Source organism: Allobosea sp. AAP35, assembly GCF_001295925.1.
Taxonomy (GTDB): domain Bacteria; phylum Pseudomonadota; class Alphaproteobacteria; order Rhizobiales; family Beijerinckiaceae; genus Allobosea.
In genome coordinates, this window is the sequence record NZ_LJHQ01000018.1 from 203,356 (window position 1) to 229,807 (window position 26,452).

Annotated in this window: 24 protein-coding genes; 12 read left to right on the forward strand and 12 right to left on the reverse strand. The window is 66.4% G+C overall.

Annotated features, from left to right (window positions below; translation table 11 throughout):
- Positions 1 to 202 precede the first annotated feature (202 nt).
- Both IP69_RS07840 and IP69_RS07845 read left to right on the forward strand, forming a co-directional pair.
- Entirely contained in the window at positions 203 to 682 is a 480-nt protein-coding gene (locus tag IP69_RS07840) for a DUF2938 domain-containing protein (protein ID WP_054142238.1), read from the forward strand.
- Positions 683 to 717: 35 nt separating this feature from the next.
- On the forward strand, positions 718 to 1,953 hold the full coding sequence (locus IP69_RS07845) for an amidohydrolase family protein (RefSeq protein WP_054142239.1): 1,236 nt from the start codon (positions 718 to 720) through the stop codon (positions 1,951 to 1,953).
- Positions 1,954 to 2,085: 132 nt separating this feature from the next.
- On the opposite strand, the gene IP69_RS07850 is transcribed toward IP69_RS07845, so the two are convergent.
- Genes IP69_RS07850 through gloB form a run of 3 tightly spaced genes read right to left on the reverse strand, consistent with a single transcriptional unit; the run spans position 2,086 to position 4,098 of the window.
- Positions 2,086 to 2,868, reverse strand: coding sequence for a GNAT family N-acetyltransferase (locus tag IP69_RS07850; RefSeq protein ID WP_197279735.1), 783 nt, complete (start codon positions 2,866 to 2,868; stop codon positions 2,086 to 2,088).
- Positions 2,868 to 3,320: a cupin domain-containing protein gene (locus tag IP69_RS07855; RefSeq protein WP_054142241.1), complete on the reverse strand. Its 453-nt coding sequence runs from the start codon at positions 3,318 to 3,320 to the stop codon at positions 2,868 to 2,870. The genes IP69_RS07850 and IP69_RS07855 overlap by 1 nt, the downstream gene beginning before the upstream one ends.
- Positions 3,321 to 3,333: 13 nt before the next feature.
- Positions 3,334 to 4,098 (reverse strand): hydroxyacylglutathione hydrolase, encoded by a 765-nt coding sequence (gene gloB / locus IP69_RS07860; RefSeq protein ID WP_054142242.1) that lies wholly within the window; start codon positions 4,096 to 4,098, stop codon positions 3,334 to 3,336.
- A gap of 167 nt (positions 4,099 to 4,265) precedes the next feature.
- Here gloB and IP69_RS07865 point away from each other — a divergent pair, with 167 nt between their 5' ends.
- The 4 genes from IP69_RS07865 to IP69_RS07880 all read left to right on the forward strand — a co-directional run bounded on the left by IP69_RS07865 (position 4,266) and on the right by IP69_RS07880 (position 8,860).
- On the forward strand, positions 4,266 to 5,033 hold the full coding sequence (locus IP69_RS07865) for a class I SAM-dependent methyltransferase (RefSeq protein WP_054142243.1): 768 nt from the start codon (positions 4,266 to 4,268) through the stop codon (positions 5,031 to 5,033).
- 107 nt (positions 5,034 to 5,140) lie between these two features.
- A complete protein-coding gene (locus IP69_RS07870) occupies positions 5,141 to 6,094 on the forward strand; it encodes an acetyl-CoA carboxylase carboxyltransferase subunit alpha (protein WP_054142244.1) in 954 nt (317 codons plus the stop codon).
- Between the two features lie 200 nt (positions 6,095 to 6,294).
- Positions 6,295 to 7,713, forward strand: a complete 1,419-nt coding sequence (locus tag IP69_RS07875) for a murein L,D-transpeptidase family protein (protein WP_054142245.1) — start codon at positions 6,295 to 6,297, stop codon at positions 7,711 to 7,713.
- Positions 7,714 to 7,933: 220 nt separating this feature from the next.
- Positions 7,934 to 8,860, forward strand: coding sequence for a TorF family putative porin (locus IP69_RS07880; protein WP_054142246.1), 927 nt, complete (start codon positions 7,934 to 7,936; stop codon positions 8,858 to 8,860).
- A gap of 96 nt (positions 8,861 to 8,956) precedes the next feature.
- On the opposite strand, the gene hemH is transcribed toward IP69_RS07880, so the two are convergent.
- Positions 8,957 to 10,021 carry a ferrochelatase gene (hemH, locus tag IP69_RS07885; RefSeq protein ID WP_054142247.1) on the reverse strand — a complete coding sequence of 355 codons (1,065 nt, stop codon included), beginning with the start codon at positions 10,019 to 10,021 and terminating at the stop codon, positions 8,957 to 8,959.
- Between the two features lie 282 nt (positions 10,022 to 10,303).
- On the opposite strand from hemH, the gene IP69_RS07890 reads away from it, so the two are divergent.
- The 3 genes from IP69_RS07890 to IP69_RS07900 all read left to right on the forward strand — a co-directional run bounded on the left by IP69_RS07890 (position 10,304) and on the right by IP69_RS07900 (position 12,833).
- Entirely contained in the window at positions 10,304 to 11,824 is a 1,521-nt protein-coding gene (locus IP69_RS07890) for a bifunctional UDP-sugar hydrolase/5'-nucleotidase (RefSeq protein WP_054142248.1), read from the forward strand.
- On the forward strand, positions 11,821 to 12,519 hold the full coding sequence (gene ung / locus IP69_RS07895; RefSeq protein ID WP_054142249.1) for a uracil-DNA glycosylase: 699 nt from the start codon (positions 11,821 to 11,823) through the stop codon (positions 12,517 to 12,519). Before IP69_RS07890 ends, ung begins: the two co-directional genes overlap by 4 nt.
- A gap of 122 nt (positions 12,520 to 12,641) precedes the next feature.
- On the forward strand, positions 12,642 to 12,833 hold the full coding sequence (locus IP69_RS07900; RefSeq protein ID WP_054142250.1) for a hypothetical protein: 192 nt from the start codon (positions 12,642 to 12,644) through the stop codon (positions 12,831 to 12,833).
- A 30-nt stretch (positions 12,834 to 12,863) separates the two neighbouring features.
- On the opposite strand, the gene IP69_RS07905 is transcribed toward IP69_RS07900, so the two are convergent.
- The 8 genes from IP69_RS07905 to IP69_RS07940 form a co-directional block, all read right to left on the reverse strand.
- A complete protein-coding gene (locus IP69_RS07905) occupies positions 12,864 to 14,096 on the reverse strand; it encodes an AMP-binding protein (protein ID WP_054142251.1) in 1,233 nt (410 codons plus the stop codon).
- A 217-nt stretch (positions 14,097 to 14,313) separates the two neighbouring features.
- On the reverse strand, positions 14,314 to 15,162 hold the full coding sequence (locus IP69_RS07910) for an ABC transporter ATP-binding protein (RefSeq protein WP_054142252.1): 849 nt from the start codon (positions 15,160 to 15,162) through the stop codon (positions 14,314 to 14,316).
- 188 nt (positions 15,163 to 15,350) lie between these two features.
- A complete protein-coding gene (locus IP69_RS07915) occupies positions 15,351 to 16,682 on the reverse strand; it encodes an ABC transporter substrate-binding protein (RefSeq protein ID WP_054142253.1) in 1,332 nt (443 codons plus the stop codon).
- 112 nt (positions 16,683 to 16,794) lie between these two features.
- The gene (locus IP69_RS07920; RefSeq protein WP_054142254.1) at positions 16,795 to 17,874 is read right to left on the reverse strand and encodes a branched-chain amino acid ABC transporter permease; all 1,080 of its coding nucleotides are present in this window, start codon (positions 17,872 to 17,874) and stop codon (positions 16,795 to 16,797) included.
- A gap of 10 nt (positions 17,875 to 17,884) precedes the next feature.
- Positions 17,885 to 18,799 (reverse strand): branched-chain amino acid ABC transporter permease, encoded by a 915-nt coding sequence (locus IP69_RS07925; protein ID WP_054142292.1) that lies wholly within the window; start codon positions 18,797 to 18,799, stop codon positions 17,885 to 17,887.
- 340 nt (positions 18,800 to 19,139) lie between these two features.
- Positions 19,140 to 19,955: an ABC transporter ATP-binding protein gene (locus IP69_RS07930; RefSeq protein WP_054142255.1), complete on the reverse strand. Its 816-nt coding sequence runs from the start codon at positions 19,953 to 19,955 to the stop codon at positions 19,140 to 19,142.
- The gene (locus tag IP69_RS07935) at positions 19,952 to 21,940 is read right to left on the reverse strand and encodes an AMP-binding protein (RefSeq protein ID WP_054142256.1); all 1,989 of its coding nucleotides are present in this window, start codon (positions 21,938 to 21,940) and stop codon (positions 19,952 to 19,954) included. The genes IP69_RS07930 and IP69_RS07935 overlap by 4 nt, the downstream gene beginning before the upstream one ends.
- A 184-nt stretch (positions 21,941 to 22,124) precedes the next feature.
- Complete coding sequence (locus IP69_RS07940) at positions 22,125 to 22,799, reverse strand: Crp/Fnr family transcriptional regulator (protein WP_054142257.1); 675 nt, start codon at positions 22,797 to 22,799, stop codon at positions 22,125 to 22,127.
- A 231-nt stretch (positions 22,800 to 23,030) separates the two neighbouring features.
- Between IP69_RS07940 and IP69_RS07945 the strand changes: the two genes are divergently transcribed.
- From IP69_RS07945 to IP69_RS07955, 3 genes are all read left to right on the forward strand, one after another.
- Positions 23,031 to 23,678 (forward strand): DUF1007 family protein, encoded by a 648-nt coding sequence (locus IP69_RS07945; RefSeq protein ID WP_197279736.1) that lies wholly within the window; start codon positions 23,031 to 23,033, stop codon positions 23,676 to 23,678.
- 8 nt (positions 23,679 to 23,686) lie between these two features.
- Positions 23,687 to 24,709 (forward strand): nickel/cobalt transporter, encoded by a 1,023-nt coding sequence (locus IP69_RS07950; protein WP_054142259.1) that lies wholly within the window; start codon positions 23,687 to 23,689, stop codon positions 24,707 to 24,709.
- Positions 24,710 to 24,841: 132 nt separating this feature from the next.
- Positions 24,842 to 26,335, forward strand: coding sequence for an amidase family protein (locus IP69_RS07955; protein WP_054142260.1), 1,494 nt, complete (start codon positions 24,842 to 24,844; stop codon positions 26,333 to 26,335).
- The last annotated feature ends 117 nt before the right edge of the window (positions 26,336 to 26,452 follow it).

A 26,452-nucleotide genomic window follows, 5' to 3' on the forward strand; every position in this document is an offset into this window, starting at 1 on the left:
CGAGCCCCCCATGAATGGTGTTGGCTCGCAACCCCTTATTGGTCCTTCGTGTTCCCGCGCGGGGCGCCCGCTGCATGGCGTGCCTGCGCCCGGCGCAGCGATCCGGAGGTCATCTCCAGTTGACGCTCGCGGCCTTGCATCGCTCCATGACAAGCCCGGATGGCTGACGAGATGCCGGCGTTCCGGGGGGCGGGGGAAAGACATGGTGGACTTCTGGATTCGGGCGGCGATTCTCGGCGTCGGGGCAACCGCGCTGCTCGATCTCTGGGCGCAGCTCCTCAACCGGGCCTTCGGCCTGCCTTTGCCGAACTGGGCGCTGGTCGGGCGCTGGTTCGCGCATCTGCCGCGCGGGCGCCTGCTGCATGAGGATATCGCCCGCTCGCAGCCGGTCGCCAATGAGCGCGCCATCGGCTGGGTCGCCCATTACGCCGTCGGCATCCTCTTCGCCGCCATCGTGCTCGCGATCTGGGGGATCGAATGGGCCCGCAACCCGACCTTCCTGCCGGCCCTGATCGTCGGCCTCGCCACGGTCGGTTGCGGCTGGTTCATCCTGCAGCCGGGCATGGGCGCGGGGATCGCCGCCTCGAAGCGAACCAACGCCAACACCGTGCGGCTGATGAACATCGCCGGCCACACCGTCTTCGCCATCGGGCTTTACGGCACCGCGCTGCTCACCCGCTGATCCTCCCTTCACCCGTCCTGTCGTCGAGACCCATCATGGCCAGCACGCTCTTCACCAATGCCCGCATCGTCGACGGGACCGCGCCCGAGGCGGGAGCTCCCGTCAATGTCCTCGTCGAGGGCGCGACGATCCGCGAGGTCGGCAAGGCCGTCGCCTCGCCCAAGGCCAGGGTCGTCGACCTCAAGGGCAAGACCCTGATGCCGGGCCTGATCGACGCCCATGTCCATGTCGTCGCCAGCGACGCCGATCTCGGCCGCAACGCGCAGCTTCCGGATTCGCTCGTCACGGCGCGGGCCTTCGTGATCATGCGGGATATGCTGATGCGTGGGTTCACCACGGTGCGCGATGTCGGCGGCGCCGATTTCGGGCTCAAGCAGGCAACGGAGGAAGGCCAATTCCCGACGCCGCGGCTCGTGATCTCCGGCAAGGCGCTCAGCCAGACCGGCGGCCATGGCGATTTCCGCGGCCGCTACAACGATACCGCCACGCCGCTCACCCGCCACCGCCTCGGCGCGCTCGGGCGCATCTGCGACGGGCTCGACCAGGTCCGCCGCGCCGCGCGCGAGGAGATGAAGGGCGGTGCCGACTTCATCAAGATCATGGCCAATGGCGGCTGCGCCTCGCCGACCGACCCGATCCATTTCCTCGGCTTCTCCGTCAGCGAGCTGGATGCGATCGTCGAGGAGGCGCGCATGGCAGGCACCTATGTCTCCGCCCATGTCTACACCGACGAGGCCATCCGCCGCTGCGTCGAGGCCGGCGTCCATTCGCTCGAACATTGCAACCTGATCGAGGCCGCGACGGCCAAACTCGCTGCGTCGAAGGGCGCAGTCGCGGTGCCCACCCTCGTGACCTACGACAAGCTGGTCTCGGATGGCCCCAAGCTCGGCTTTCCGCCCGATTCGATCGCCAAGGTCGATGTCGTGCGCTCGGCCGGCATGAACTCGCTGGCCATCATGAAGCAAGCCGGGCTGGCCATGGCCTATGGCAGCGACCTGCTGGGCGAGATGCACCGCTACCAGTCCGAGGAGTTCGTCATCCGCGGCCGCGCCTTGCCGGCCCATGAGGTGATCGGCTCGGCCACCCATGTCGCCGCCAGGCTTCTCAAGCTCGAAGGCAAGATCGGCACGATCGCGGCGGGCGCCCATGCCGATCTGATCGTCGTCGACGGCGACCCGCTGAAGGACCTCTCGCTGCTGACCCGTCAGGGCAAGCACATGCCGCTGATCATGAAGGGCGGCGTCTTCGTGAAGCGGGCGAGCCTGGGCTGAGGGCCGAGCGCGTCATGCTCGGGCCAAGACCCGAGCATCTCGTGCGAAGACCCGAGCACCTCGCGACCAGATGTCTCCGGCGCCTCATCGAGCCGGAGATTCCCGGGGCGCGCCCGCGAATGACGCCCCCGCTCACTCCGCCAGATCGAGCACCCGCGTCTCGTAGGTGTAGAGCTGCCTGAACCCCAGCGAGCCATACAAGCCCAGCGCGACCGCATTGGTGCGGTCGACCTGCAGATAGGCCCAGTCGGCCTCCATCGCGCGGGCCCAGCCCATCAACCCGCCGATCAGGCGCCGGCCATAGCCATGGCCGCGATGGGCCGGATCGACCACGACGCTGCCGATCTCGGCCATGCCGCGCTCGGCCACGCTCATCCCGAAGGCGACCGGCTCGCCTGCGACCATCCAGGTCGCGAAGGCCGCCGGCAGCCTCACCGCATCGACGATGGCCGAGAGCTTCACCGGATCGGCCTTGATTCCCGTCTGGCGCGCGGCGACGCCGGCGACCCATTCCTGGCTCGGCCGCGCCTCGATCTGGAGATCGGGCTCGGCCTCGAACACCACGTCGGTGAGCGACCGGACCAGCCCCAATGACGCGTCCTTCACCTCATAGCCGCGCGCCAGGACCAAGTCTCGCGTCGCCTCGCCGACAAGCGGCGTCAGCCGGATGCAGGGCGGCAAGCCGTCCGCCCGGTAGAGCTCCTCGATCAGCGCAAGTGTCTTCTCGTCGAGCTGGGCCCCTGGCTTCAGCGGCGAGGCGGAATTGGCGCGCCCCGAATAGCCGCCGGCGAAACGCACCACCCAGTCGCCGATCAGCAGCGTTGCGGGCGACGGCCAGGCATTGACGATGCGCCGCTCGCAATCGAGCACGAGCGTCAGATCGTCCTGACTCAGCGCGGTCCGTTCCTCGGTCATCATACTGGTCCACCGGCCTTGCGCGGGGTCGGCCGCCAGCCGGGCGGAGCGATCTCGAAGGCCTCGAACACGAAGCCCGGCGCCACCGTGCAGCCGACCAGCGTCCAGGCGCCCAGCGAGGTCGCGCTCTGCCACCAACCCGCCGGAACCACGAATTGCGGGCGCTGGCCGGCCGCGAGATCGGTGCCAAGATGATGCGCCGAGGCGTCATGCCCGTTGGGCGAGACGCTGATCACCAGCGGCGCGCCGGCATAATGGTGCCAGGTCTCGGCGGCATCGACCCGGTGCCAGTCCGAGGTCTCGCCGACATCCAGCAGGTAATAGATCGCGGTCGAGACGCTGCGCCCGTCGATCTCGCGCGGGTCGCGAAAGGTCTCGCGGTAGTGCCCGCCCTCGGGATGCGGCTTGAGCTCGAGCAGGCGGATCACCTCGGCGGCGGTCAGTCCGTTCATCGTCGCTGATCCTTCAGAACCGGTTCTTGGCTTCGCGCAACGCGGCGAAGACTTCCCCCGCGGGAGCGCCGACGCGCTCGACGGCAGCCGCGAGCGTGGTCTCGGCCGCCTGGAAGAACGGGTTGGTTTTTGCCTCCTCGGCCACCGTGGTCAGGGCCCAGAAGCGGCCCTCGGCCTTGGCGGCCTGCGCCTCGGAAAGCCTTGCCGCGACCACCGCGTTGGACGGCTCCATCGCGGCGGCAAAGCGAGCGTTGGACAGCGTGTAATCATGACCGCCGAGCAAGCGTGTGTCACCCGGCAGCGCCATGATCCGCGACAACGACGTCCACATCGCCGCCATCTGCCCCGGCTGGACGCGCCCGCAGCCCATCACGAAGACGACGTCGCCGACGAGGGCAAGCTTTGCCTCCCGCGAGACGAAGCTGAGATGGCCCGGCGCATGCCCTGGCGTATGCCAGATCTCGAAGGTCTCACCGCCGAAGCGGACCGTGTCGCCCTCTCCGACGACCCGGTCCAGCGGGCAGGAGCCCGCTGCATCCGCCGGCCCGCAAACACTGGCTCCGGTCGCAGCCTTCACCTGCGCCACGCCCTGGGTGTGGTCGGCATGGGCGTGGGTGACGAAGATGTCGCTGATCGTCCAGCCCTTGGCTTGCGCCGCGTCCAGAACCTGCGCCGCATCGGGCACGTCGATCGCCGCGCAGGCCCCGGTGGCGGGGTCATGCAGCAATGCGCCGGCATTGTCGCTCAGCGTCGGAAAAACATGGAGATCGAGCGGCATGGCGGACTCCGGAACGGGGTGCGAATGGCGAGTGCCGAATAGACAAAGCCGGACCTTAGCGCCACCCCGCGACGCAGGCCCAGCCCCATTCGCCGATCACTCCTCGCCAATCGCCATTTGCGCCCTGCCCTTGCGCACATCGACGCGGCACCGCATCTTGCGGCTCCATGTCCCTCGACGTCGCCGACCTGCGTGCCTTCTATGCCAGCCCGCTCGGCCATGTGGCGCGGCGCTTCATCGGCACGGCCATGCTGCGCTTCTGGCCCGATTGCACCCGACAGCGCGTGCTGGGCCTGGGTTTCTCCACGCCCTATCTCTCCGTGCTCGGCGTCAATGCCGAACGGGTGATCGCCTTCATGCCGGCGGCGCAGGGTGTGGTGAACTGGCCGACCGGCGGCCTGTCGGCGTCCGCGCTGGTCGAGCCGACGCTGCTGCCCCTGCCGACAGCCTCGATCGACCGCGTCGTGCTTGTTCACGCGCTGGAGGAGACGGAAAGTCCCGATGATCTGATCGAGGAGGTCGGGCGCGTGCTGTCGCCGGGCGGGCGGATGATCCTCGTCGTGCCGAACCGGCGCGGCCTCTGGGCGCGAATGGACGGCACGCCCTTTGGACAGGGCCGGCCGTTCAGCCGCTCGCAGCTCGAATCGCTGCTGCGCGCCGCCGAGTTTGCCCCCGAGAACTGGACTGAAGCGCTCTATGTCCCTCCCCTGCGTCGGCGGCTGCTGATGCGCTCGGCCTCGGCCTGGGAGCGCGTCGGGGCGGGGCTGGCCCTGCCCTTCGCGGGTGTCCATGTCATCGATGCGACCAAGCAGGTCTATCGCCGTATTCCGCTGCGCGCGACCCGCCGCAGCTTCGCTTTTCGCCCGATCCTGATGCCGCAGCCGGCCCCGACGCAGCGAACCGACACAGCCGGCGACCGCGCCCCTCCGGGTTGACAAAAAAGTCCGCTCGCGGCCAAGGTCCGCCGCTTTTCGCGAGCCCGGTCCCGCATAGCGCTCGGCGCGCCCAGCGCCGAACCGGTGCGAAACTGAACTGGATCACCATGCGAAGCTATCTGGATTTCGAAAAACCGGTCGCCGAACTTGAGGCGAAGGTGGATGAATTGCAGGCCCTGGACGCCAAGGGCGAGGGCTATGCGCTGTCTGAAGAAATCAGCAGGCTCGAGGCCAAGGCAAGCCAGGCGCTGAAGGATCTCTATTCCGCCCTGACGCCGTGGCAGAAGACCCTGGTCGCGCGCCATCCGCAGCGTCCCCATTTCAAGGATTACTGCGCCGCGCTGATCGAGGAATTCACGCCGATGGCGGGCGACCGCGCCTTCGGCGAGGACGAGGCCATCATCGGCGGCTTTGGCCGTTTTCGCGGCGAGCCGGTCTGCGTCATCGGCCAGGAGAAGGGTGATTCCACCGACACCCGCATCCGGCACAATTTCGGGATGGCCAAGCCCGAGGGCTACCGCAAGGCCGTCCGGCTCGTCGAGCTCGCCGACCGCTTCGGGCTTCCTGTGCTCAGCTTCGTCGATACCGCCGGCGCCTATCCAGGCATCGAGGCGGAAGAGCGCGGCCAGGCTGAGGCGATCGCGCGCTCGACCGAGGCCTTCCTCGGCCTGAGCACGCCCAGCATCGCCTTGGTGATAGGCGAGGGCGGCTCGGGCGGCGCCATCGCGATCGCGGCCGCCAGCCGCGTCATGATGCTGGAGCATGCGATCTATTCGGTGATCTCGCCGGAAGGCGCGGCCTCGATCCTCTGGCGCGACACCGCCCGCGCGCAGGATGCCGCCACCGGCATGAAGATCACGGCGCAGGACCTGCTGAAGTTCGGCGTCATCGACCGGATCGTCAGCGAGCCGACCGGCGGCGCCCATCGCGACCGGGACGTCGTGATCGCGCGGGCGGGCGATGCGCTGGCGGCGGCGCTGGCGGAGCTTTCCGGGCTGTCTGCCGAGGACATCGTCGCGCAGCGCGCCGAGAAGTTCCTGGCGATCGGCCGCAGCCTTTGACGGCCGCGCCGCGGTCCATCTCGGGCATCGGCGGCGTCGGAGCTTAACGTCGCCTTCACCATGTGGCCACGCGGCAGAAGCCTGTGGTAAGGAAGCTTCAAGGCTAACGCTTCTACAACGGGATGGCCGGCACAATTTAGCCGTCTTGCGAAGGCAGAAGGTCGGGCATCAGGGCCGGCCGAGCGATTGGGATTGACGACGTGGCATTCAAGCAAATCGCGCTCGTGACTTTTGTTGCCCTGTCCCTGGGTGCCTGCGAGGAGGACCGTTATCGCGGTTCCGCGCGGCATCACATCCCGATCCCGTCCGCGACCTACACGCTCATGGCCGAGAAGGGCATGAGCAAGGACCAGCCGATCCTGATCCGTTCCTACAAGAAGGAGTCGGAACTCGAGATCTGGAAGCGCAAGCCCAACGGCCAGTACGCCCTGCTCAAGACCTATCCGATGTGCCGCTGGTCGGGCCAGCTCGGCCCGAAGATCCGCGAAGGCGACCGCATGGCGCCCGAGGGTTTCTACGCCATCACCCCGGCGCAGATGAACCCGAACTCCTCCTATTACGTCTCGTTCAACATGGGCTTCCCCAACGCCTATGACCGTTCGCATGGCCGCACCGGCGCGCATCTGATGGTGCATGGCGCCTGCTCCTCGGCGGGCTGCTATTCGATGACCGACGATCAGATGGGCGAGATCTATGCACTCGTCCGCGAGGCGCAGAATGGCGGCCAGCGCGCCGTGCAGATGCAGGCGCTGCCCTTCCGCATGACGCCGCAGAATCTCGCCAAGCACCGGCTCGATTCCAACATCGCCTTCTGGAAGAACTTGAAGGAAGGCACCGATTATTTCGACGTCACAGGCGATGAGCCCCAGGTCGGCGTCTCCGGTGGTCGTTATGTCTTCAACGGCAGCACCAGCGACCCCGCCGTCGCCCAGGCAGTGCATCAGAAGCGCCAGCAGGACGAGGTCCAGGTCGCCGCGCTCGTCGCCAAGGGCACGCCCGCCGTCAAGCTCATCTATGACGATGGCGATCAGCATGGCTCCTTCAAGCGCACCCTTGTCGCCGCCGGCTCCGATACGCTCAACCGCTCGGCCTCCTGGGCGTCGCGCGATGTCGGTGTCAGCCGCCCCGATGCGCTGACCATCGGCCCGCGCGTCGTGGTGTTCGACGACAAGGGCAAACCCAAGGCGACGGTGCGGGCTGAATCGGCCGACAACGACGCGGTCCTGGCCGCCGTTTCGTCGGCTGTGACGCCGGCCGCCAAGCCGGAGCCAGTCAAGGCCGAGGCAACCCAGCCTGCCGCTGCTCCTGTTGCCACCGCCGCCACGCAGCTCGCCAAAGTCCAGCCGGGCGCTGCCGATGGCGTTCCGACCGCGACCGGCTCGTTTGGCACGGCCTCGGTGGAGAACGAGCCCTTCTATCGCCGCGCGCTGAGTTTCGTGCCGCTGATCGGCAACGCGGGTCAGGCGGAGACCCAAGGCTCGGCGCCGGTTGCCTCGGTCGTGCCCTCGGCGCCGACGAATGTGGTCGCTCCCCTGCCGCCGCGTCGGTCCGACAAGCTGAGGACCACCCGCCTTGACGAGCCGGCGGCCGCGTTTGCCAGCCAGCCTTCCAGGCGTTGATCCCGGCGCAATGCCGCCCGAGATTGTGACGAAAATACAACGTCGCAGCATTTCATCGAACAAGACGGTTTTCGCGGCATCAAGGCCCCGCTTCGCGGGGTCTTTTGCCTAAATCGAAAACAATCTGCCAAAAAGCTCGCCTTGCCGAAAAACGCGGCGCCGCCATCCTCTTTGCCGGGAAAGCGCGAATATTCGCGCCTGTTTTGGCACGGAGCAGATCATGGCCTTCGATGTTGTCCGGTCTTCCATCGCCGGTTTGACCCTGTCGCTGGCGGCCTTCGGCGGCGCGGCACAGGCCGCGGATCTGCCAAGCCGCAAGGGTGCTTCCCTCACGCCGATCCCGCCGAGCATCACCTGGATCGATGCAGCCATCAGCATCAAGGGCGTCACGGATTACAATTTCCGCGGCATTTCCCAGACCGACCGCAAACCCGCGATCCAGGGCGGCGTCGAACTGCAGTTCTATGACAATCTGTTTTATGTCGGCGTCTGGGGGTCGAATGTCGATCTCGCCACCAATCCGCCGGCCGAGATCGATTTCACCGCCGGTATCCGGCCGAAATTCGGCCCCGTCAGCTTCGATTTCGGCGTGGTCCAGTACTACTACCCCAGCGAGAAACGCTTCGTCGATTCGCTCGGTGTGATCTGGACTCCGCGCAACACCGACTTCACCGAAGTCGTCGGCAAGGTCTCGTATAACTGGGACGACAAGGTCGTCGTCGGCGCGAACGTCTTCCACGCCTGGGATTGGCTGGGAACCGGCGCGGACGGCACCTATGCCTCGGCAACCGCCAAGTACAACCTGCCCTTCGTCGAGGGATTGTCGGTGTCAGGCGAGTTCGGGCGCTACTGGCTCGGCACCACCAACGCCAATATCGCCTTCCCGGTGCCGATCCGCCTGCCCGACTACAATTACTGGAATGTCGGCGTCTCCTACACCTACAAGAACCTGACGGCGGATGTCCGCTACCACGACACCAACCTGTCCAAGACCGAATGTTTCACGCTGACCTCCGATCCGCGCGGCATCAATCGCGGCAATGCCGGCGGCGGCTTCACCTCGAACTGGTGCAACCCGACCGTGGTCGGCACGCTCTCCTTCGACATCACCGCCAGCAGCATCGGCATCTTCGCCCCGGCGAAGTAAGCTTCGCCCAGCGACGCTGGCGTCAAAGAGAAGGCCGCTCACCCGAGCGGCCTTTTTGCATGATGCGAGATCGCCGGCAGAACCGGGGTCGTGAGCTCAAACCCAGCCCATCAGCTCGCGCCGCACCACCGCCTCGATGGCATCGACACCCTCGGGCGAGTCGTTGAGGCAGGGCAGATAGGCGAATTTCTCGCCGCCATGATGCATGAAGATCTCGCGGTTCTCGACATCGAGTTCCTCCAGCGTCTCCAGGCAGTCGGCCGAGAAGCCCGGCGCGACGATCGCCATCGACTTCGTCCCGGCGCTCGCAAGCGCCTTCACCGTCTCGTCGGTGTAGGGCTGCAGCCATTCATCGGGCCCAAAGCGCGACTGGAAGGTCAGCTTGAACCGCTCGCGGCTGTAACCCAGCTCCTCGCGCAGCAGCCGCCAGGTCTTGGCGCAATGGCAGTGATAGGGGTCGCCCTTGAGCAAGTATTCCTTGGGCATGCCGTGGAAGGAGCACAGGATCACCTCCGGCTCGAAATCGAGTTTCGCCAGCGAGGCGCGCATCGAGGCGGCCAGGGCTTGGATATAGGCTGGGTCGTCATGATAAGGCGGCGCGACCCGGACCGCCGGCTGCCAGCGCATCGTCATCAGCGCGCGGAAGGCCTGGTCGCAGGCCGTGGCCGATGTTGGGGCGGCGTATTGCGGATAAAGCGGCACCATCAGAATGCGGTCGCAGCCCTGGGCGAGCAGCGCCTCGAGGCGGCTCTTGACGTCCGGCAGGCCGTATCGCATCGCCCAGTCGAAGACGAGCCGCTCGCCCATCTCGGGCCCGAGCCGGGCCGCCAGCTGCTCGGTCTGCGAGCGCGTGATCGTCTTGAGCGGGCCCTCGTCGCGCTCGTTGTTCCAGATCGAGGCGTAGTCCTTGCCCTTGCGCGCCGGTCGCGTCGTCAGGATGATCAGGTTGAGCAGCGGCCACCACAGCCAGCGCGAGGTCTCGATCACCCGCCGGTCGGAGAGAAACTCGCGCAGATAAGCCCGCATCGGCCAGTAGGTCGTGCCCTCCGGCGTGCCCAGATTCATCATCAGCACGCCGATACGCCCGGTCTTGACCGGCGGATGGTCTGGCGGGAGCACGACGGCGTGCTGCACGGGGGCCGGCTTGGTCTCGACTATCATCGCAGATGTCCTTCAGGCACCGGCCCACAACCGCATTCGCGGTGTTCGGAAAAGGGCCGACGCACAAGCTTAAGGCTGCGATACGAGATCCGATACGACAACGGATCACGGACCGCAGCCGTGATTTAGACGAGTTGGCAGTTTCGTCCAGTCTCGACCACCCGGGTGCGACACTGGAGAGCGACATCGCCCGCGGTCCGCCCGCTCTCGACCATCCTTTGGCTGGCCAGGACGGCGCAAGCTTTGCTACGCTGGAGACGTTCTCAACAGAGGCCCCATCCCATGACCAAGCTCACTCGCCGAAACGCGCTGGGCGTCATCGCCGCCCCCGCCGCGCTGGCCGCCACTGCCCCGGCCGCGCTGGCCCAGCAGCCGGCGCCTGCCTTCACGCTGCTGCTGGTCAACGACATCTACAAGATGAGCGACGACAAGGGCCGCGGCGGCTTCGCGCGGGCCGCCGGCATCGCCAAGGCGGAGCGGGCCAAGGGCGTGCCGGTGCTGTTTTGCCATGCGGGCGACTGCTACTCGCCCTCGCTGATGTCGGGCTTCGACCAGGGCGCCCATATCGTCGCGATGCAGAACAAGATGGGGCTCGACGTTTTCGTGCCCGGCAATCACGAATTCGACTTCGGCAAGGACAATTATCTCAAGCTCACCGCCGCCCAGAACTACCCGACCTTCGCCGCCAATCTGCGCGACGCCGCCGGCCAACTACTCCCGGGCCACCGGGATTCGCAGATTTTCGAACTTGGCGGCGTCAAGGTCGGCGTCATCGGCACGGCCTATGATCCCACGCCCCAGATCTCCAACCCTGGCGACCTGAAATTCTCCTCGACCATGGAGGCGCTCCAGCGTGAGGCGAAGGCGCTGAAAAGCCAGGGCGCCGATATTCTCGTCGCCGTCGTTCATGCCGATCGCGGCATGGACAACGCGATCGTGCGCTCGCGCGTCGTCGACATCCTGCTCACCGGGCACGACCACGACCTCGCCATCGCCTATGACGGCAAGGTCGTGATGGTCGAGTCCAATGAGGAGGGCAACTACGTCACGGCGATCGACATCGCCGTCAGCGTGCGTGGCGAAGGCGCTGCCCGCCAGGTCTCCTGGACGCCAACCTTCCGCGTCAACGATTCGCGCGCCGCCACGCCCGATCCCGAAATCGCGGCCTTGGTGAAAGGCTACGAGTCCGAGCTCTCCAAGGAACTCGACATCGATGTCGCGGTGCTCGCCGCCCCGCTCGATTCGCGCACCGGCGTCATCCGCACGCAGGAGGCGGCGATCGGCAATCTCATCGCCGATGCGATCAAATCCGCGACCGGCGCCCAGCTCGCCATCACCAATGCAGGCGGCATCCGCGCCAACAAGCAGTATCCCGCCGGCCACAAGCTGACCCGGCGCGATGTGCTCAGCGAATTGCCCTTCGGCAACGCCACCGTGATGGTCGAGATCACCGGCAAGGACGTCAAGGACGCGATCGAGAACGGGCTTCGTCCAGCGCCGCAGGGCTCCGGGCGCTTCCCGGTTGTCTCCGGCATGACGATCGAGGCCGATCTCAAGCAACCGCCCGGCTCGCGCGTGACATCGATCAAGGTCGATGGCGCCGAGATCAAGCCGGAGCAGAGCTTCACCGTCGCCTCGAACAACTTCATGCTGGACGGCGGCGACGGCTATACGGCCCTGGGGCGCGGCAAGACGTTGATCGGCCTGACGGACGGCAAGCTGATGGCCAATGAGGTCATGGTCTATCTGCGCAAGCTCGGCACGATCGATGCCAGGGTCGAGGGGCGGATCGTCCTGAAGTGAACTGCCGAGCCGCGCTCGCGGCGTTCCTCGCGAGCGATGCCGCGAAGGGGTGGCGCGAACTGTCGGTCTTCGAGGCCGGAGCGCAGGCCGAGCGTGCCTGCGCTGCAGTCGATGCCGAGCGCGAGGCCGGTCACGTCGTCGCGCCCGCGCCCGAGCGCATCTTCGCCGCGCTGGCGCTGACGCCGCTGGACACGGTCAGCGTCGTCATTCTCGGACAGGATCCCTATCCGACGCCGGGCCACGCCAATGGGCTGGCCTTCTCCTATGTCGGCCCGCCGCCGCTGCCGCGCTCGCTGGTCAACATCGGCAAAGAGCTGGCGGACGACCTTGACGCCGTCGTGCCCGCCGGGGGCGACCTCACCCCCTGGGCGAAACAGGGCGTGCTGCTGCTCAACACGGCGCTGACCGTGCGCGAGGGCGCCGCCAAGGCGGGCTCGCATCTGCTGCTCGGCTGGGGCGCGGTGACGGATGCGATCATCGCCGCCGTCTCGCGAGAGCGGCGCCATGTCGTCTTCATCCTCTGGGGCAATCCGGCACTGGCCAAGCGCGGCCTCATTGACGAAACCCGCCACCTCGTACTCGCCAGCCCACACCCATCGCCGCTTTCGGCGAGGCGCGGGTTCTTCGGCTCGAAGCCGTTCTCGCAGACAAATGTCTGGCTGAGGCAGCAAGGCGCATCGGAAATCCACTGGTGACGCCGGTCGCGTCGCAGGCTGGCCATGCCGTCGTGCCGCAGCGCACCCGGACGGAACATCGGCCGGCCGGGTGACGTTGCTTGCTCGAACGGCGGGGGTTCTCAGATCTTCAGGAGGACGTGATGCGTCTCGAAGCCAAGGAATATCTCGCAGCCGGTTTGATCGCGGTGATGATGCTGTCGCCGCTGGCGGCCGCGATGTTTGCCGCCGACGAACCCGATCTGCAGAACAAGGCCCGCACCGATCTGATCCAGCCCGATCCGACCAAGGCGCCGACAGGTGCACCGCCGCCGCCGGCCGCACCGGGTCCCTGAGCCCGGTCAAGCCACCGATCGGCCGAAAACTCAGCCGATCGGCCGCTCGTCGGCGATCACCTTGCCGTCATTCGGCAAGGCGCCCAGCGGCAGGATCTCGACGACACCTTTGAGCTTGGTGATCTGCTGCAGGGTCGAGGACATGGCGTCGAGCAAACCCGCCGGTTCGGCATAGATTTCCGCCTTCAGCGTCATCGTGTCGGCTTCCGCCGCGCGGCCGACGACAAGACGCAGCTTGTGGATCTCGCTATGGCGCCGCGCGATCTCGGCGATCTGCTCGGGCCGCACGAACATGCCCTTGATCTTGGCGGTCTGGTCGGCGCGGCCCATCCACCCCTTGATGCGGGCGTTGGTCCGCCCGCAGGCGCTCAGGCCGGGCATGATCGCGGTCAAATCCCCCACCGCGAGCCGGATCTGCGGATGATGTGGATCGAGATTGGTGACGACGATCTCGCCGACCTCGCCCTGTTCCACGGGATCGCCCGTGCCGGGCCGTACGATTTCGACGATCAGGTTCTCGTTCAGCACCAGGCCTTCGCGGGCTGACGTCTCATAGGCGATGATGCCGACATCGGCAGTGGCATAAAGCTGGTAGGCATCGATGCCGCGCTCGCGCACCCAAGCCTGCAGCGACGGCGGGAAGGCCGCTCCCGACACCACCGCGCGCTTGATGCAGGAGATATCGACGCAGCGGCTGTCTGCGGCCTCGACCAGGATCTTCAGGAAATCCGGCGTGCCGGCATACGTCGTTGGCCGGTAGGCGGCGATGACCTCCATCTGCTGCTCGGTGTTGCCCGGACCGGCCGGGATGACGGCACAGCCCAGCGCACGGGCACCCGAATCCATGATGAAGCCGCCCGGCGTCAGGTGATAGCCGAAGGTGTTGAGCACGATGTCGCCGCGCCGGAACCCCGCCGCGAACAGCCCCCGCGCCGCCCCCCAGGGATCGGCGCCCGTGCCCTCGGGCTCGAAGATCGGGCCGGGCGAGGTGAACAACCGGCCGAAACCGCCGGGCGAAACGGGCACGAAGCCGCCGAAGGGCAGCGCCTGCTTCTGAAGGGCCGGCATATCCGCCTTGCGCAGGACAGGCAGGGTGGACAACGCATTGCGGTCGGTGATGGCTGCGGGGTCGATCCCCGCCAGCCGCTGTGCATAGGCCGGCGCCTGCATCGCCGCCACCAGCACTGCCGGGAGGCGTCCGAAGAGATCGGCCTCGCGGGCATCGGGGGAGCGGGTTTCGAGAGCGTCATGGTGCTCGGTCATCGGCCTCGTCCTCAAGTGACGCTTTGGGCGAAAAGCGATTCGTCATCCCGGGCGCAGCGAAGCGGAGACCCGGGATCCATGCCGGAACCTCGATCGGATGGGTTCCGGAATGGATCCCGGATCGGCGCGGCGGAGCCTGTCCTTGGGCCGGCCTGAGGCCGGACCCGAGGGCCGCTTGTCCGGGATGACACGCGATGGGAGTGAGCAAGTTCGCCGGTCACGACAGCCACCGCTTGCGGCGCTTGTAGCTCTTCACCTCGCGGAAGGATTTCTTGTCGCCCTCGGAGACGCCGAGATAGAACTCCTTCACATCCTCGTTCTCGCGCAGCATCGAAGCCTCGCCATCCATGACGATGCGGCCGGTTTCCATGATGTAGCCATAGGTCGCGTAGCGCAGCGCCATGTTGGTGTTCTGCTCGGCGACGAGGAAGGACACGTCCTCCTCGGCATTGAGCCGGCGCACGATCTCGAAGATCTCCTCGACGATCTGCGGCGCCAGCCCCATCGAGGGCTCGTCGAGCAGGATCATCTTGGGCTTCGACATGAGCGCGCGCCCGACCGCGCACATCTGCTGCTCGCCGCCCGAGGTGTAGCCGGCCTGCGAGTTGCGGCGCTGCTTCAGCCGCGGGAACAGCTCATACATCTTTTCAAGATCGCGCTTGATCGCGGCATTGCCGTCGCGGCGGGTGAAGGCGCCGGTGAGCAGGTTCTCCTCGATCGAGAGATGGCCGAAGCAGTGCCGGCCCTCCATCACCTGGATGCAGCCGCGCCGGACCAGTTCGTTGGGCGACATGCGGTCGACCCGCTCACCCTCGAACACGATCGAGCCCTTGGTCACCTCGCCGCGCTCGGCCTTGAGCAGGTTGGAGATCGCCTTCAGCGTCGTCGTCTTGCCGGCCCCATTGGCACCCAGGATCGCGACGATGCCCTTGCGCGGGACATGCAGCGACACGCCCTTCAGCACGAGGATGACGTGATCGTAGATCACCTCGATGTTGTTCAGCGACAGGATGTTGTCGGTGGTGGGGGTGGTGACGGTCGGCAGGTCGAGCGTGGCGGTGGACATGGCGGTCTCCCGGCGGCTGCCAGCATGCTGGCTTGGACAAAGCGCGACGTCATCCCGGGCTTGCCCCGGGATCCATCATAGGGCGCTGTCGAGCCCGACGATGGATTCCGGAGCGGCGCGGCTTCCGCCGCTTGTCCAGGATGACGGCGAGGGTGCGACGGCCGGATCTCTCCGGCTGCCGCTTCAGCTCACGACGACTTCTCGCAGGGCTCCGTCCGCTTGGGCCAATTGCCGGCCTTGTCGGTGTAGTCCTTGGCGTTGGCCTCGATCAGCGGCCGGACCTCGTCCTTGAGCGGCTCCAGCCAATCGCCCTTCTTGGTCCATTTGGTGCCGTCCCACTCCGCGACATAGGCCTTGCTGTGTCCGGAATGGTCGGTGCAGGAGATCGTGGTCGGCGTGGCGAACCCTTCCATGCCGATCTCCTTCAGCCGCGCCTCGGTGATGTTGAGGCTTTCCAGACCGCGGCGCATGTCCTCGGAAGTGATCACCTTCTTGCCCGTCAGCTTCTGCGCGTTGCGCATCGCCTCGACCACGAGCATCGAGTTGTAGACGCCGCGGTTGTAGAGGTTCTCGCCGACCTTCTCCTTCGGCGCGAAGCTCTTGCCCTTCTCGATCACATATTTCTGGATGTCCTGGATGACCGGGAAATTGGTGCCCGCCGCATTCAGGTTGAGCGACTTGTAGCCCTTTGCCTCGGGCCCGCCAGCGCGCGCATCATCGTCACCGCCGGCCCACCAGACGCCGACCAGCTTGTTGATCGGGAAGTTGTTCTTGATCGCCTCCTTCACCGCGGTCGGGTTCATCGCGCCCCAGCCCTGGTTGTAGAGATAGTCTGGCCGGTCGCGGCGGATGCCGAGCCAAAGCGAACCCTGATTTTGCATGTCGGCGGCGGCGACAGGGTAGAGCTTGACCTCGAAGCCGTATTTCTTGGCGAGGTTCTCGAGCACCGGGATCGGCTCCTTGCCAAAGGGCGCATCGAGATGGATCAGCCCGAGCTTCTTGCCCTTGAGCTTGTCCATGCCGCCGAGTTCGGCCGCCATGTGGCGCACCATCAGCGAAGCGCCGTCCCAATAGGTGAAGGGCGGAATGAAGACCCAGGGGAAGTTGGTGCCGTCGGCCGAGGCCGAGAGGCCATAGGCCATCGACAGGATCGGGATCTTGTCGATATGGGCGCGGGGGATCGCGGCCAGCGTCGCGCCCGTCGACCAGGGCGAATAGACGATGGTGTTCTTGCCCTTCGCCTGCTCGTAGCACTCGATCGACTTCTTGGTGTCGTAGCCGGTCTCGCATTCCTCGTAGACGATCTTGACGCCGTTCACGCCACCGTCGCGCTCGTTGATCATGGTGATGTAGTCGCGCATGCCGTCGCCGATCGGGATGCCCGATCCGGCGAAGGGGCCGGTGCGATAGGCGTTGTTGGCGAAATAGACTGAGTCTTGCGCCAGGGCGGGAGCGGCGACGCTACCGGCGGCAATGAGCGCCCCGAGTGCCGCGCCCTTCATCAGATGCTGTGTCTTCATCGGTGTCCTCCGTTCGTTTCCCTCCGGCCGTGGCGTCGAGGCCCGGCCGGTCTGCTTGTCGTCCGCGTCCTTGAAGGCCGACGCGGATCGTCGTCTCGGTCGTGCCCCGCTCTCAGTAGGGGAATGGCCAGGTCCGCAACTTCTGTTTCCCGATCTGCCAAAGACGCGCCAGGCCATGTGGCTCGACGATCAGGAAGAAGATAATCAGCCCGCCGATCAGCATGAAAGTGACATGTTCGGCGGTGGCGCCCGCCATCGGCACGCCCAGCGCCGGCAGGCCGAATTTCATCGCAGTAGGCAGGATCGAGAGGAAGGCCGCCCCGAAGAACGAGCCGATCAGCGACCCCAGGCCTCCGATGATGACCATGAACAGGATGTTGAAGGAGAGGCGGATCGAGAACGCATCGGCCGCTTCGCCGCCACCATACCAGAGGAAAATCATCATCGCTCCGGCGACGCCGGCATAGAAGGACGACACCGCGAAGGCGAGCAGCTTGGCGTTGAGCAGCTTGATGCCCATCAGCTCGGCGGCGATATCCATGTCGCGCACCGCCATCCAGGAGCGGCCGATCTTGCCGTGGACGAGGTTCGAGGCAAACCAGGTCAGGACCACCACCAACCCCAAACAGACGTAGTAGCGCGTCTCAGGCGTCGCCGAGGCGCCGGTGATGGGGATGCCGAAGAGCAGGCGCTGCGGCACCTCGATCGCGCCCGAGGCGTTGTAGTTGTAGAGCCAGGGCACGCGCACGAAGGCCCATTGCAGGAAGAACTGCGCGGCCAGCGTCGCCACCGCGAGATAGAAGCCCTTGATCCGCAGCGAAGGCAGGCCGAAGAGCACGCCGATCGCCGCCGAGAAGAACCCCGACGCCAGGATCAGCACGATGATGTTCACATCGGGGAACACCGTCGTCAGCTTGTAGCAGGCATAGGCGCCGACCCCCATGAAGGCCGCGGTGCCCAGCGAGATCAGCCCGGTATAGCCGGTGAGGATGTTGAGCCCGATCGCCGCCATCGAGAAGACGAGGAAGGGGATCATCACCGAGGTGATGAAGAAGTCGTTGCCGAGCAGCGGGATGCCGATGAAGGCGATGCCCAGGATGATCGCCAGCCCGATCCGGTCCTGCCGGATCGGGAACACGGCCATGTCGGCGGCGTAGGTGGATTTGAACTGGCCGGCCTCGCGATAGAACATGCTCTGGCCCTCAAATCCGCTCGATGATCTTGTCGCCGAACAGGCCCTGCGGCCGGAACAGCAGGAAGCCCAGCGCGATGAAATAGGCCAGCCAACTCTCGATGCCGCCTCCGATCAGCGGGCCCCAGTAGAACTCGCCCATCTTCTCGCCGATGCCGATGATCAGCCCGCCGATGATCGCGCCCGGGATCGAGGTGAAGCCGCCCAGGATCAGAACGGGAAGCGCCTTCAGCGCCACGATCTCCAGCGCGAAGGAGACGTCGGATCGCGCGCCCCACATGATGCCGGTGATCAGCGCGACGATGCCGGCGGTGAACCAGACGATGACCCAGATCTGGTTGAGCGAGATGCCGACCGAGAGCGCCGCCTTGTGGCTGTCGGCGACCGCACGCAAGGCCCGCCCGATCCGGGTGTACTGGAAGAAGGCAGCCAGCGCCGCGATCATCACCGAGGCGATGATGGCGGCGGCGATGTCGATCTTCTGCAGCGTCACCAGCCCGCCGAGGATCTTCAGGTCGATGGCGCCCTTGGGCAGATAGAGCTGCTCGGCGATCATCTGCTTGGGGTTGCCGCCGAAGACGGATTCGCCGAGCCCGATCAGGAAATAGGTGATCCCGAAGGTCGCCATGAACAGGATGATGTCGGGCTGATTGACCAGGGGCCGCAGCACCACCCGCTCGATCGTCACCGCCAGCAGGAACATGACGCCGAGCGTCAGGATCACCGCCAGGAAGGCCGGCACGCCCATTTCGTAAAGGCCGACCAGCGTCAGCGCCGAGAACACCACCATGATGCCCTGCGCGAAGTTGAACACGCCCGACGCCTTGAAGATCAGCACGAAGCCCAGCGCGATCAGCGCGTAGAGCACGCCGGTGACGAGCCCCTCCCAGATCGTCTGTACCAGAAGATCGGGCGCGGCCGCCATCTGGTCGAAGGGGTCGATGAAGATCTTGTAGAGCGTGCCGGAGGAATCGAGCCGGGCGCCGATCAGCGCGGCGGCGACAATGCCGGCGAGGATCAGCCCGGCCTTGACCCAGCCATTGGCCAGGAGGTTCGGCGCGGGCCGTGCGGCGACGTCGCTCATGGCTGTTGATCCTGACGGCTGTTCAAATCCTCAGCGTCATTCCGGACAAGCGGCGTAGCCGCGCCGATCCGGAATCCATCGAAGGGCGCCAGCGCTCTAGGATGGATTCCGGGTCTCCGCTTCGCTGCGCCCGGAATGACGGCGCGCATTTGCAAGGAACGAGGGAACGGGACGTTCGCCATCAATGCGCCACTCCCAGATAGGCATCGATCACCTTCTGGTCGGCCTTGACCTCGGCGGGCGTGCCGTCGGCGATCTTGCGGCCGTATTCGAGCACGACGACGCGGTCGGAGAGATCCATCACCACGCCCATATCGTGCTCGATCAGCGCGATCGTGGTGCCGAACTGCTGGTTCACGTCGAGGATGAAGCGGCACATGTCCTCCTTCTCCTCGAGGTTCATGCCGGCCATCGGCTCGTCCAACAGCAGCAGTTCCGGCTCCATGGCGAGTGCCCGTCCGAGCTCGACCCGCTTCTGCAGCCCATAGGGCAGCTTGCCGACGGGGAGCTTGCGGATGTGCTCGATCTGCAGGAAGTCGATGATGTCCTCGACGACGCGGCGATGCTCGATCTCCTCGTTCATCGCCGGGCCGTGGCGCAGCAACTGCCAGAAGAAGCCGCGATTCATCTTCAGCGTGCGCCCGGTCATGATGTTGTCGAGCGTCGACATGCCCTTGAACAAAGCGACGTTCTGGAAGGTGCGGGCGATGCCGGCAGCCGCCGCGCGATGCGGCTTCATCTTGTCGCGGCGCTGGCCCTTGAAGCTGATCTGCCCCTCCTGCGGCTGGTAGAAGCCGTTGATGCAGTTCAGCATCGAGGTCTTGCCGGCGCCGTTGGGGCCGATGATGGCGCGCACCTCGCCCTTGCGGATGTCGAAGGAGACATCCGAGATCGCCTTCACGCCGCCAAAGCGCAGCGAGACGTTCTGCACGGCGAGCAGAACCTCGCTTTTCTCGCCGATGGGTTCGCCGGTCACGTTCATCGGTTCCGCGTTCATGCCGCAACCCTCGCTGGAATCGGTCGCTCGGGCGCGGTCACGGGGTAGGTCTTGACGTCACGGACCTTGACGCGGGCCGAGATCACGCCCTTGCGGCCATCCTCGAAGGTCACCTCGGTCGAGATGTCGGCAGCCTGCGAGCCGTCATAGAGCGCATTGACCAGCGGCGCGTAACGCTCGGCGATGAAGCCGCGCCGGACCTTCTGGGTCCGCGTCAGCTCACCATCATCGGCGTCGAGCTCCTTGTGCAGGATCAGGAAGCGCCTGATCTGCGCCCCGCCCATCAGCGGCTCGGCTGCCAGCGAGCGGTTCACCTCATCCACATGCTGGGCGATCATGTCGTAGACCAGATCGTGCCCGGCCAACTCCTGGTAGGAGGCGTAGACGACGTTGTTGCGCTCGGCCCAGTTGCCGACCGCCGTCAGGTCGATGTTCACCGCAACCGTCGCGAAATCGCGGCCCTGGCCGAAGGCGACGACCTCCTTGATGTTGGGATAGAATTTCAGCTTGTTCTCGATGTATTTCGGCGGGAACAGATCGCCGCTGTTGAGTTTGCCGACATCCTTGGCGCGGTCGATGATCTTGAGGTGGCCCTCATCGTCGAAGAAGCCGGCATCGCCGGAGCGGACATAGCCATCGGCGGTCATCGTCTCGGCGGTCTTCTCGGGGTCCTTGTAGTAGCCGCCGAAGATCGAGGGCGAGCGGTAGAGCACCTCGCCATTGTCGTCGATTCGGATCTCGACCAGCGGCGCCGGACGCCCCACCGTGTCGGCCCGGATCTCGCCATTGGGCTGCATGGTGATGTAGACGCCCGCTTCCGTCTGCCCGTAGAGCTGCTTCAGGTTGACGCCGATCGAGCGGTAGAACTTGAACAATTCGGGGCCGATCGCCTCGCCGGCGGTGTAGCCGACCTTGATCCGCGTCAGGCCGAAACGGTTGCGCAGCGGCGCATAGACCAGGATGTCGCCGAGCCCGTAGAGCAGCCTTGCCCCCAGCGGCACGCTCTCCCCGTTCAGGATCTTCTCGCCATGCTCCTTCGCCACGCCGAGGAAATAGTGGAACATCCGGCGCTTCAGCGCGCCGGCATCCTCCATCCGCACCATGGTCAGCGTCAGCATGGTCTCGAAGACACGCGGCGGCGCGAACGCATAGGTGGTGCCGACCTCGCGCCGGTCGTCGATCACCGTCTCGGGCCCTTCCGGGCAGTTGACGCAGAAACCCGCGACGATCGCCTGCGCATAGGAGAAGACATGGTCGCCGACCCAGGCGATCGGCAGATAGGCGATGATCTCGTCGCTTTCGGTCAAGCCATCGAACTGGCAGCCGATCTCGGCGGCGGTGATGACATTGGTGTGGCTGAGCATGACGCCCTTGGGCCGCCCCGTCGTGCCCGAGGTGTAGAGGATGATGCCGAGATCGGAGCCCTGGCCAGCGAGCATCTCGCGTTCCAGATCCGGCGCGGCGTCCGCGTTGGCGACGAGGTCCTTGCGGCCTGACGCAATGACATCGTCGATCGGGTGCAGCGTGCCGTGATCGTAGTCGCGCAGGCCACGCGGCTCGTCATAGAGCATGTGCCTGAGCTTCGGCAGCCGCTCCGCGATCGAGAGGATCTTGTCGACCTGCTCCTGGTCCTGGACCACGGCGAAGACCGCCTCGGCATGATCCAGAACATAGGCCATCTCGTCGGCGACGCTGTCGGCATAGACCGGCACCGGCACCGCGCCGAGCCATTGCGCCGCCGCCATCGCCCAGTAGAGCCGGGGGCGGTTGTAGCCGATGATCGCGACCTTCTCGCCGCGCTTCAGCCCAAGAGTCTGCAGACCCCGTGCGAAGCCACGGACCTGCTCGGTCACTTCAGCCCAGTTCCAGGACTGCCAGATGCCGAGATCCTTGTGGCGGAACGCGACGCGGGCGCCGCGCTCGCGCCCATTGCGCAGCAGCAATTTCGGAAAGGTATCCGCCTGGCCGGCGCTCGCGCTTGCCATCGTCCGTCTCCACCCTGAGCAGCCGGCGTACATGGCACCGGCCTTCGTTGAGGCCGCTTTGGGCCTCGTTGGATGCAAGCCTCGCAGCGACGCATGCGCTTTGCAAGGGGAGGCTTGACAGACAGACGGCGATTTGGTCGCTATTGTCTTGCGGAGTTGTGTTCGCCCGGCACTGCGGCGAGCATTATCCCTCGTAGCGCGCCAGCCGCTCGACATCCAGGATCGTCACGCTGCCATGGCCGATCTCGAGCAGCCCGAGATCAGCGAGCTTTTGCAGGCCCTGATTGGCGACCTGACGTGACATGCCGGCGAGCAGGCCGAGTTCCTCCTGGCTGACCTCGAGCGTGCGGCCCTCATCGGGATAGAGCGTCGGGTTGAACAGCCAGGCGAGGCTGCGCGCCAGCCGCCCGGTCGAATCGAGCGTGCGCTCGGTTTCCGCCAGCGCGATGAACTGGGCCAGGCGCTCGTTGAACTGATGGACGAGAAAGCGGTTAAACGCAGCCGAATGCTCGAACAGCCACAGGAAGGTCGAGCGCCGCATCAGCACCAGCCGCGTCTCGCGCAGCGCCACCAACTCGTAGCGTCGCAATTCGCCCTTGATGACGGTGCCTTCGCCGAACCAGGCGCCCGCCCTCATCCCGGCCAGCGTCGCGGGCTTGCCGGTTTTTGAGGTCGTCGACATCTTGACCAGCCCTTCGGCGATGCCGGTCCAGGCCTCCATCCTGTCGCCGACATGGCAGATATGGGCACCCTTGCCATAGCTGCGAAACGAGATGCCGCGCCGCGCCTCCTCGAACTCCTCCTCGCGCAGGTCGCGCGACCAGGCGGCGATGCGCTTGAGGTCTTCGGGCGGGATCACGATCGATTCTGTCTCCGTCGTAAGCCACAGGGCTCGACACGGTCACTATGGTCCGGCTCCGCACGGAAACTCAAGATTGGGCGTAACCGGCCAATCGACCATCGCCGCGCCGTGATTCAGCCGCGTTTCTCGGCGATCCCGCTATGCGACAGCCGATCAGGTGCTTTATGCCGGATTAACCGAGCGTTAACCATGCTGAACCAGCTTCCGCTCATGCCGAGGACGTCGCCCGTGGCGAAACGCACTGCCCTTCGAACGCTGATGGCCTGCGCCGCGCTGACCAGCGTTGCGGGACCGGCGGCCGCACATCCTCATGTCTTCGTCACCGCGCGCGCCGAAATCCTGTATGCGCCCGACGGGGCGGTGCGGGCATTGAAGCATATCTGGAGCTTCGACGAGGCGTACTCCGCCTATATCACGCAAGGCCTCGACAAGAACGGCGATGGCAGGTTGACGGCTGACGAACTGGCCGAACTCGCCAAGATCAATGTCGAATCCCTGCCCGATGTCGGCTTCTTCACCACGGCCAAGGCCAATGGCAAGCCGCAGGAATTCGGCACGCCGACGGAGGCTGGGCTTGTCTTCGAGAGCAAGATCCTGACCCTGACCTACTCCCTGCCCTTGAAGAGCCCGGCACCGGCCAACCGCTCCTTCGGCATCGAGATCGGCGACCCGACCTATTTCGTCGCCTTCACCATCGTCGATACGCCCGACGCCGTGATCACGCGAGGCGCGCCCCAGGGCTGCATCGTGCGCGTCGCCCGCCCGCCCAAGCTCGACCCGGCGGTCCAGCAGAAGCTGGCGCAGGAGGACATCACCGCCACGCCCGACACCAGCGGGCTGCAGGTGACGACCCGCGCGCTCGTCGCTTGCCCTTGAGTTTGCGGATGTCGTTGAACGCGCCGCGCCTCGCGATCCTGCCCTGGCCCGCCTTGTCGCGCCGGCTGATCGTGATGGCGCTCGCGCTTGCGATCATCGCCGGCAGCCTGGCATTGCTCGCCACACTGCTTGCCGCCTGGAGTCCGCCACCGCCCCCGCCGCCGCGCAATCCCTTCGGCGTGCCGCTGCCACGCGAGGCAGCGCCCGCGACGACCGGGATCGGCGGCATGATTTTGGCCTGGCAGTCAGCCTTCTACCGCGATCTGACGGCGACCTTGAAGGCCGTGGCGGCCAATCCCGCAGCACTCTGGGGCCTGCTCGGTCTGGCTTTCGGCTATGGCGTCTTCCACGCAGCCGGGCCGGGTCACGGCAAGGCGGTGATCTCCGGCTACATCGTCGCCGATGATCGCAGCCTGCGGCGCGGCTTGGGATTGAGCTTTGCTGCCGCCATCCTGCAGGCGCTGGTCGCGATCGCGCTTGTCGGTACCCTGACAATCGCCCTGCGTCAGACCGCCCAGACCATGGCGGTGGCGACCGATTGGGTCGAGCGTGCGAGCTTCGCGCTGGTGGCCCTGGTCGGTGTCTTTGTGCTCTGGCGCAAGGCCGGCGCGCTCCTGATGCTCGGCCGTGGTGCGCAGGCCCATGATCCGGCCTGCGACCATGTCCACATGCCCGGCCCCGACGAGATTGCCCGGCTGCGGAACTGGCGCGAGATGGCCGGCGTCGTCTTCGCGGCGGGTCTGCGCCCCTGCGCGGGTGCCCTGATCATCCTCGTCTTCGCCGCCTCGCAGGGTCTGCTCTGGGCCGGCATCGCGGCGACCTTCGCCATGGCGTTCGGCACAGCCCTGACAACCGGCGCGCTGGCTGCACTCGCCGTTTTCTTCAAATTCGCGGCGCTGCGGCTCGCGGGAGGCTCCTCCTTGCGCAGCGCGCGGATCATTGCCGGGCTCGAAGTTCTGGCGGCGGCCTTCGTTGCCGTTCTCGGCGCGACCTTGTTTCTCGGTCTCTGGATCGGCGGGCAAGGAAGCTGATCGGTCGGCGCGGTCACATGGGAACCCTGCGCTGCCCGCACTTCACCCGCTCATGCTTTTCCCTAGACTGCCCTGGCCGGACCTCAGCCACGCCTGTTGCGTCGCGGGGTCCTCAACGAGGGGCCTGACCAGTTGACCGAACCCTGCGACCTCAGCGCCGTCGAGGCCCGCGCCTTGATCGGCGCCAAGAAGCTCTCGGCGAGCGAGCTGCTCGAAAGCTGCATCCGCCGCACCGATGCCGTCGATCCCGCCGTCAACGCCATGGTCGCTCGCGACGACGAACGCGCCCGCGCCGCCGCCGAGGCGGCCGATGCCATGACGATGCGCGGTGAAGCGCTGCCCGCCCTGCACGGCCTGCCGATCGGCATCAAGGATCTGGAGAACGTCGCCGGGCTGCGCACCACCTATGGCAGCCAACTCTACCACGACCATGTGCCCAAAGAGGACCAGCTCATCGTCGCCAAGGTCCGCGAAGCCGGCGCGATCGTGCTGGCTAAGACCAACACGCCCGAATGGGGGGCCGGCGCCAACACCCGCAACGCTGTCTACGGCGCCACGGGCAACCCGTTCGACCCGGTGAAATCCGCCGCCGGCTCCTCGGGCGGGTCGGCTGTCGCCCTGGCAACCGGCATGGTGCCGATCGCGACCGGCTCCGACACGGGCGGCTCGTTGCGAAACCCGGCCGCCTATTGCGGCATCGTCGGCTTCCGGCCGACGCCGGGCCTCGTTCCCAGCGAGAAGCGCCCCTTCGGCTGGAGCCCGCTGCCTGTGCTCGGCCCGATGGCACGCACCGTGCCCGATCTCTGCCTGCTTTTGTCGAGCATGATCGGCGACGACGCGGCCGACCCGCTGGCGACGACGGTCCATGGCAGCACGATCCGCCGGGCGGCGGATTTCGCCCGTCCCGGGACCATCGACCTCGCCTCCCTCAGGGTCGCGATCACGCCCGATTTCGGCTTCGCGCCGACCGAAAAGCACATCCGCAAGGTCTTTGCCGACAAGCTCAGTGCCTTCGCCTCGCTCTTCGGGGCCGTGGAGGAAGCGACGCCGGACTGCGCCGGCACCGACGAGACCTTCGAGGTGCTGCGCGCGGTCGGCTTCCTCGCCAATCTCCATGACACGGTCCGCGACACGCCCGAGATGGTCGGGCCCAATGTCCGTGCCAATGTCGAGGAGGGGTTGCGCTATGGCGCTCTCGACATCGCCCGCGCCCTCAAGCGGCAGACCGCAATCTACCAGCGCTGGCAGGGTTTCTTCGAAAACTACGACGTCATCCTGTCGCCGGCGGTGACGCTGAGCCCCCGGCCTTGGGCGGAACTCTACCCGGCCGAGATCGACGGCCAGCCGACGCGGACCTATTTCCACTGGCTGGCCCTGGCCTATGCCGCCACCACCGTCGGCCACCCGGCGATCTCGCTGCCGGTCGGGCTCGACGACAACGGCATGCCGTTTGGCCTGCAGATCGTCGGCCCGCGCGGCGGCGATGCCAAGGTGCTCGCCGTGGCGGCCGCGCTCGAAGCGGCGCTAGCCGGCGATCCGCTGACCGCCCGGCCTGTGCCCAACATCGCCAGGCTCGCGGCCGGCCCGCGGATCGACGCTGTGCCCGGATTCCTGGGCTTCGGCTGAGCCGGCGCCAGGAGCGCCGCCAAATCCGGATTCCTGGGCTTCGGCTGAGCCCGCGCCAGGAGCGCCGCCACAGTTTGGCCGGGCAGAACGTCAAGGACCGCCGCCGGCAGGCTCTTC

Coding starts and splice junctions, on each gene's coding strand:
- IP69_RS07905 (WP_054142251.1), bottom strand. CDS start 14,096: ATGACCGAGCACCATGACGCTCTCGAAACCCGCTCCCCCGATGCCCGC.
- IP69_RS07910 (WP_054142252.1), bottom strand. CDS start 15,162: ATGTCCACCGCCACGCTCGACCTGCCGACCGTCACCACCCCCACCACC.
- IP69_RS07930 (WP_054142255.1), bottom strand. CDS start 19,955: ATGAACGCGGAACCGATGAACGTGACCGGCGAACCCATCGGCGAGAAA.
- hemH (WP_054142247.1), bottom strand. CDS start 10,021: ATGATAGTCGAGACCAAGCCGGCCCCCGTGCAGCACGCCGTCGTGCTC.
- IP69_RS07890 (WP_054142248.1), top strand. CDS start 10,304: ATGACCAAGCTCACTCGCCGAAACGCGCTGGGCGTCATCGCCGCCCCC.
- IP69_RS07950 (WP_054142259.1), top strand. CDS start 23,687: ATGTCGTTGAACGCGCCGCGCCTCGCGATCCTGCCCTGGCCCGCCTTG.
- IP69_RS07880 (WP_054142246.1), top strand. CDS start 7,934: ATGGCCTTCGATGTTGTCCGGTCTTCCATCGCCGGTTTGACCCTGTCG.
- IP69_RS07920 (WP_054142254.1), bottom strand. CDS start 17,874: ATGTTCTATCGCGAGGCCGGCCAGTTCAAATCCACCTACGCCGCCGAC.
- IP69_RS07840 (WP_054142238.1), top strand. CDS start 203: ATGGTGGACTTCTGGATTCGGGCGGCGATTCTCGGCGTCGGGGCAACC.
- IP69_RS07865 (WP_054142243.1), top strand. CDS start 4,266: ATGTCCCTCGACGTCGCCGACCTGCGTGCCTTCTATGCCAGCCCGCTC.
- gloB (WP_054142242.1), bottom strand. CDS start 4,098: ATGCCGCTCGATCTCCATGTTTTTCCGACGCTGAGCGACAATGCCGGC.
- IP69_RS07845 (WP_054142239.1), top strand. CDS start 718: ATGGCCAGCACGCTCTTCACCAATGCCCGCATCGTCGACGGGACCGCG.
- IP69_RS07915 (WP_054142253.1), bottom strand. CDS start 16,682: ATGAAGACACAGCATCTGATGAAGGGCGCGGCACTCGGGGCGCTCATT.
- IP69_RS07925 (WP_054142292.1), bottom strand. CDS start 18,799: ATGGCGGCCGCGCCCGATCTTCTGGTACAGACGATCTGGGAGGGGCTC.
- IP69_RS07855 (WP_054142241.1), bottom strand. CDS start 3,320: ATGAACGGACTGACCGCCGCCGAGGTGATCCGCCTGCTCGAGCTCAAG.
- IP69_RS07935 (WP_054142256.1), bottom strand. CDS start 21,940: ATGGCAAGCGCGAGCGCCGGCCAGGCGGATACCTTTCCGAAATTGCTG.
- IP69_RS07900 (WP_054142250.1), top strand. CDS start 12,642: ATGCGTCTCGAAGCCAAGGAATATCTCGCAGCCGGTTTGATCGCGGTG.
- IP69_RS07870 (WP_054142244.1), top strand. CDS start 5,141: ATGCGAAGCTATCTGGATTTCGAAAAACCGGTCGCCGAACTTGAGGCG.
- IP69_RS07850 (WP_197279735.1), bottom strand. CDS start 2,868: ATGACCGAGGAACGGACCGCGCTGAGTCAGGACGATCTGACGCTCGTG.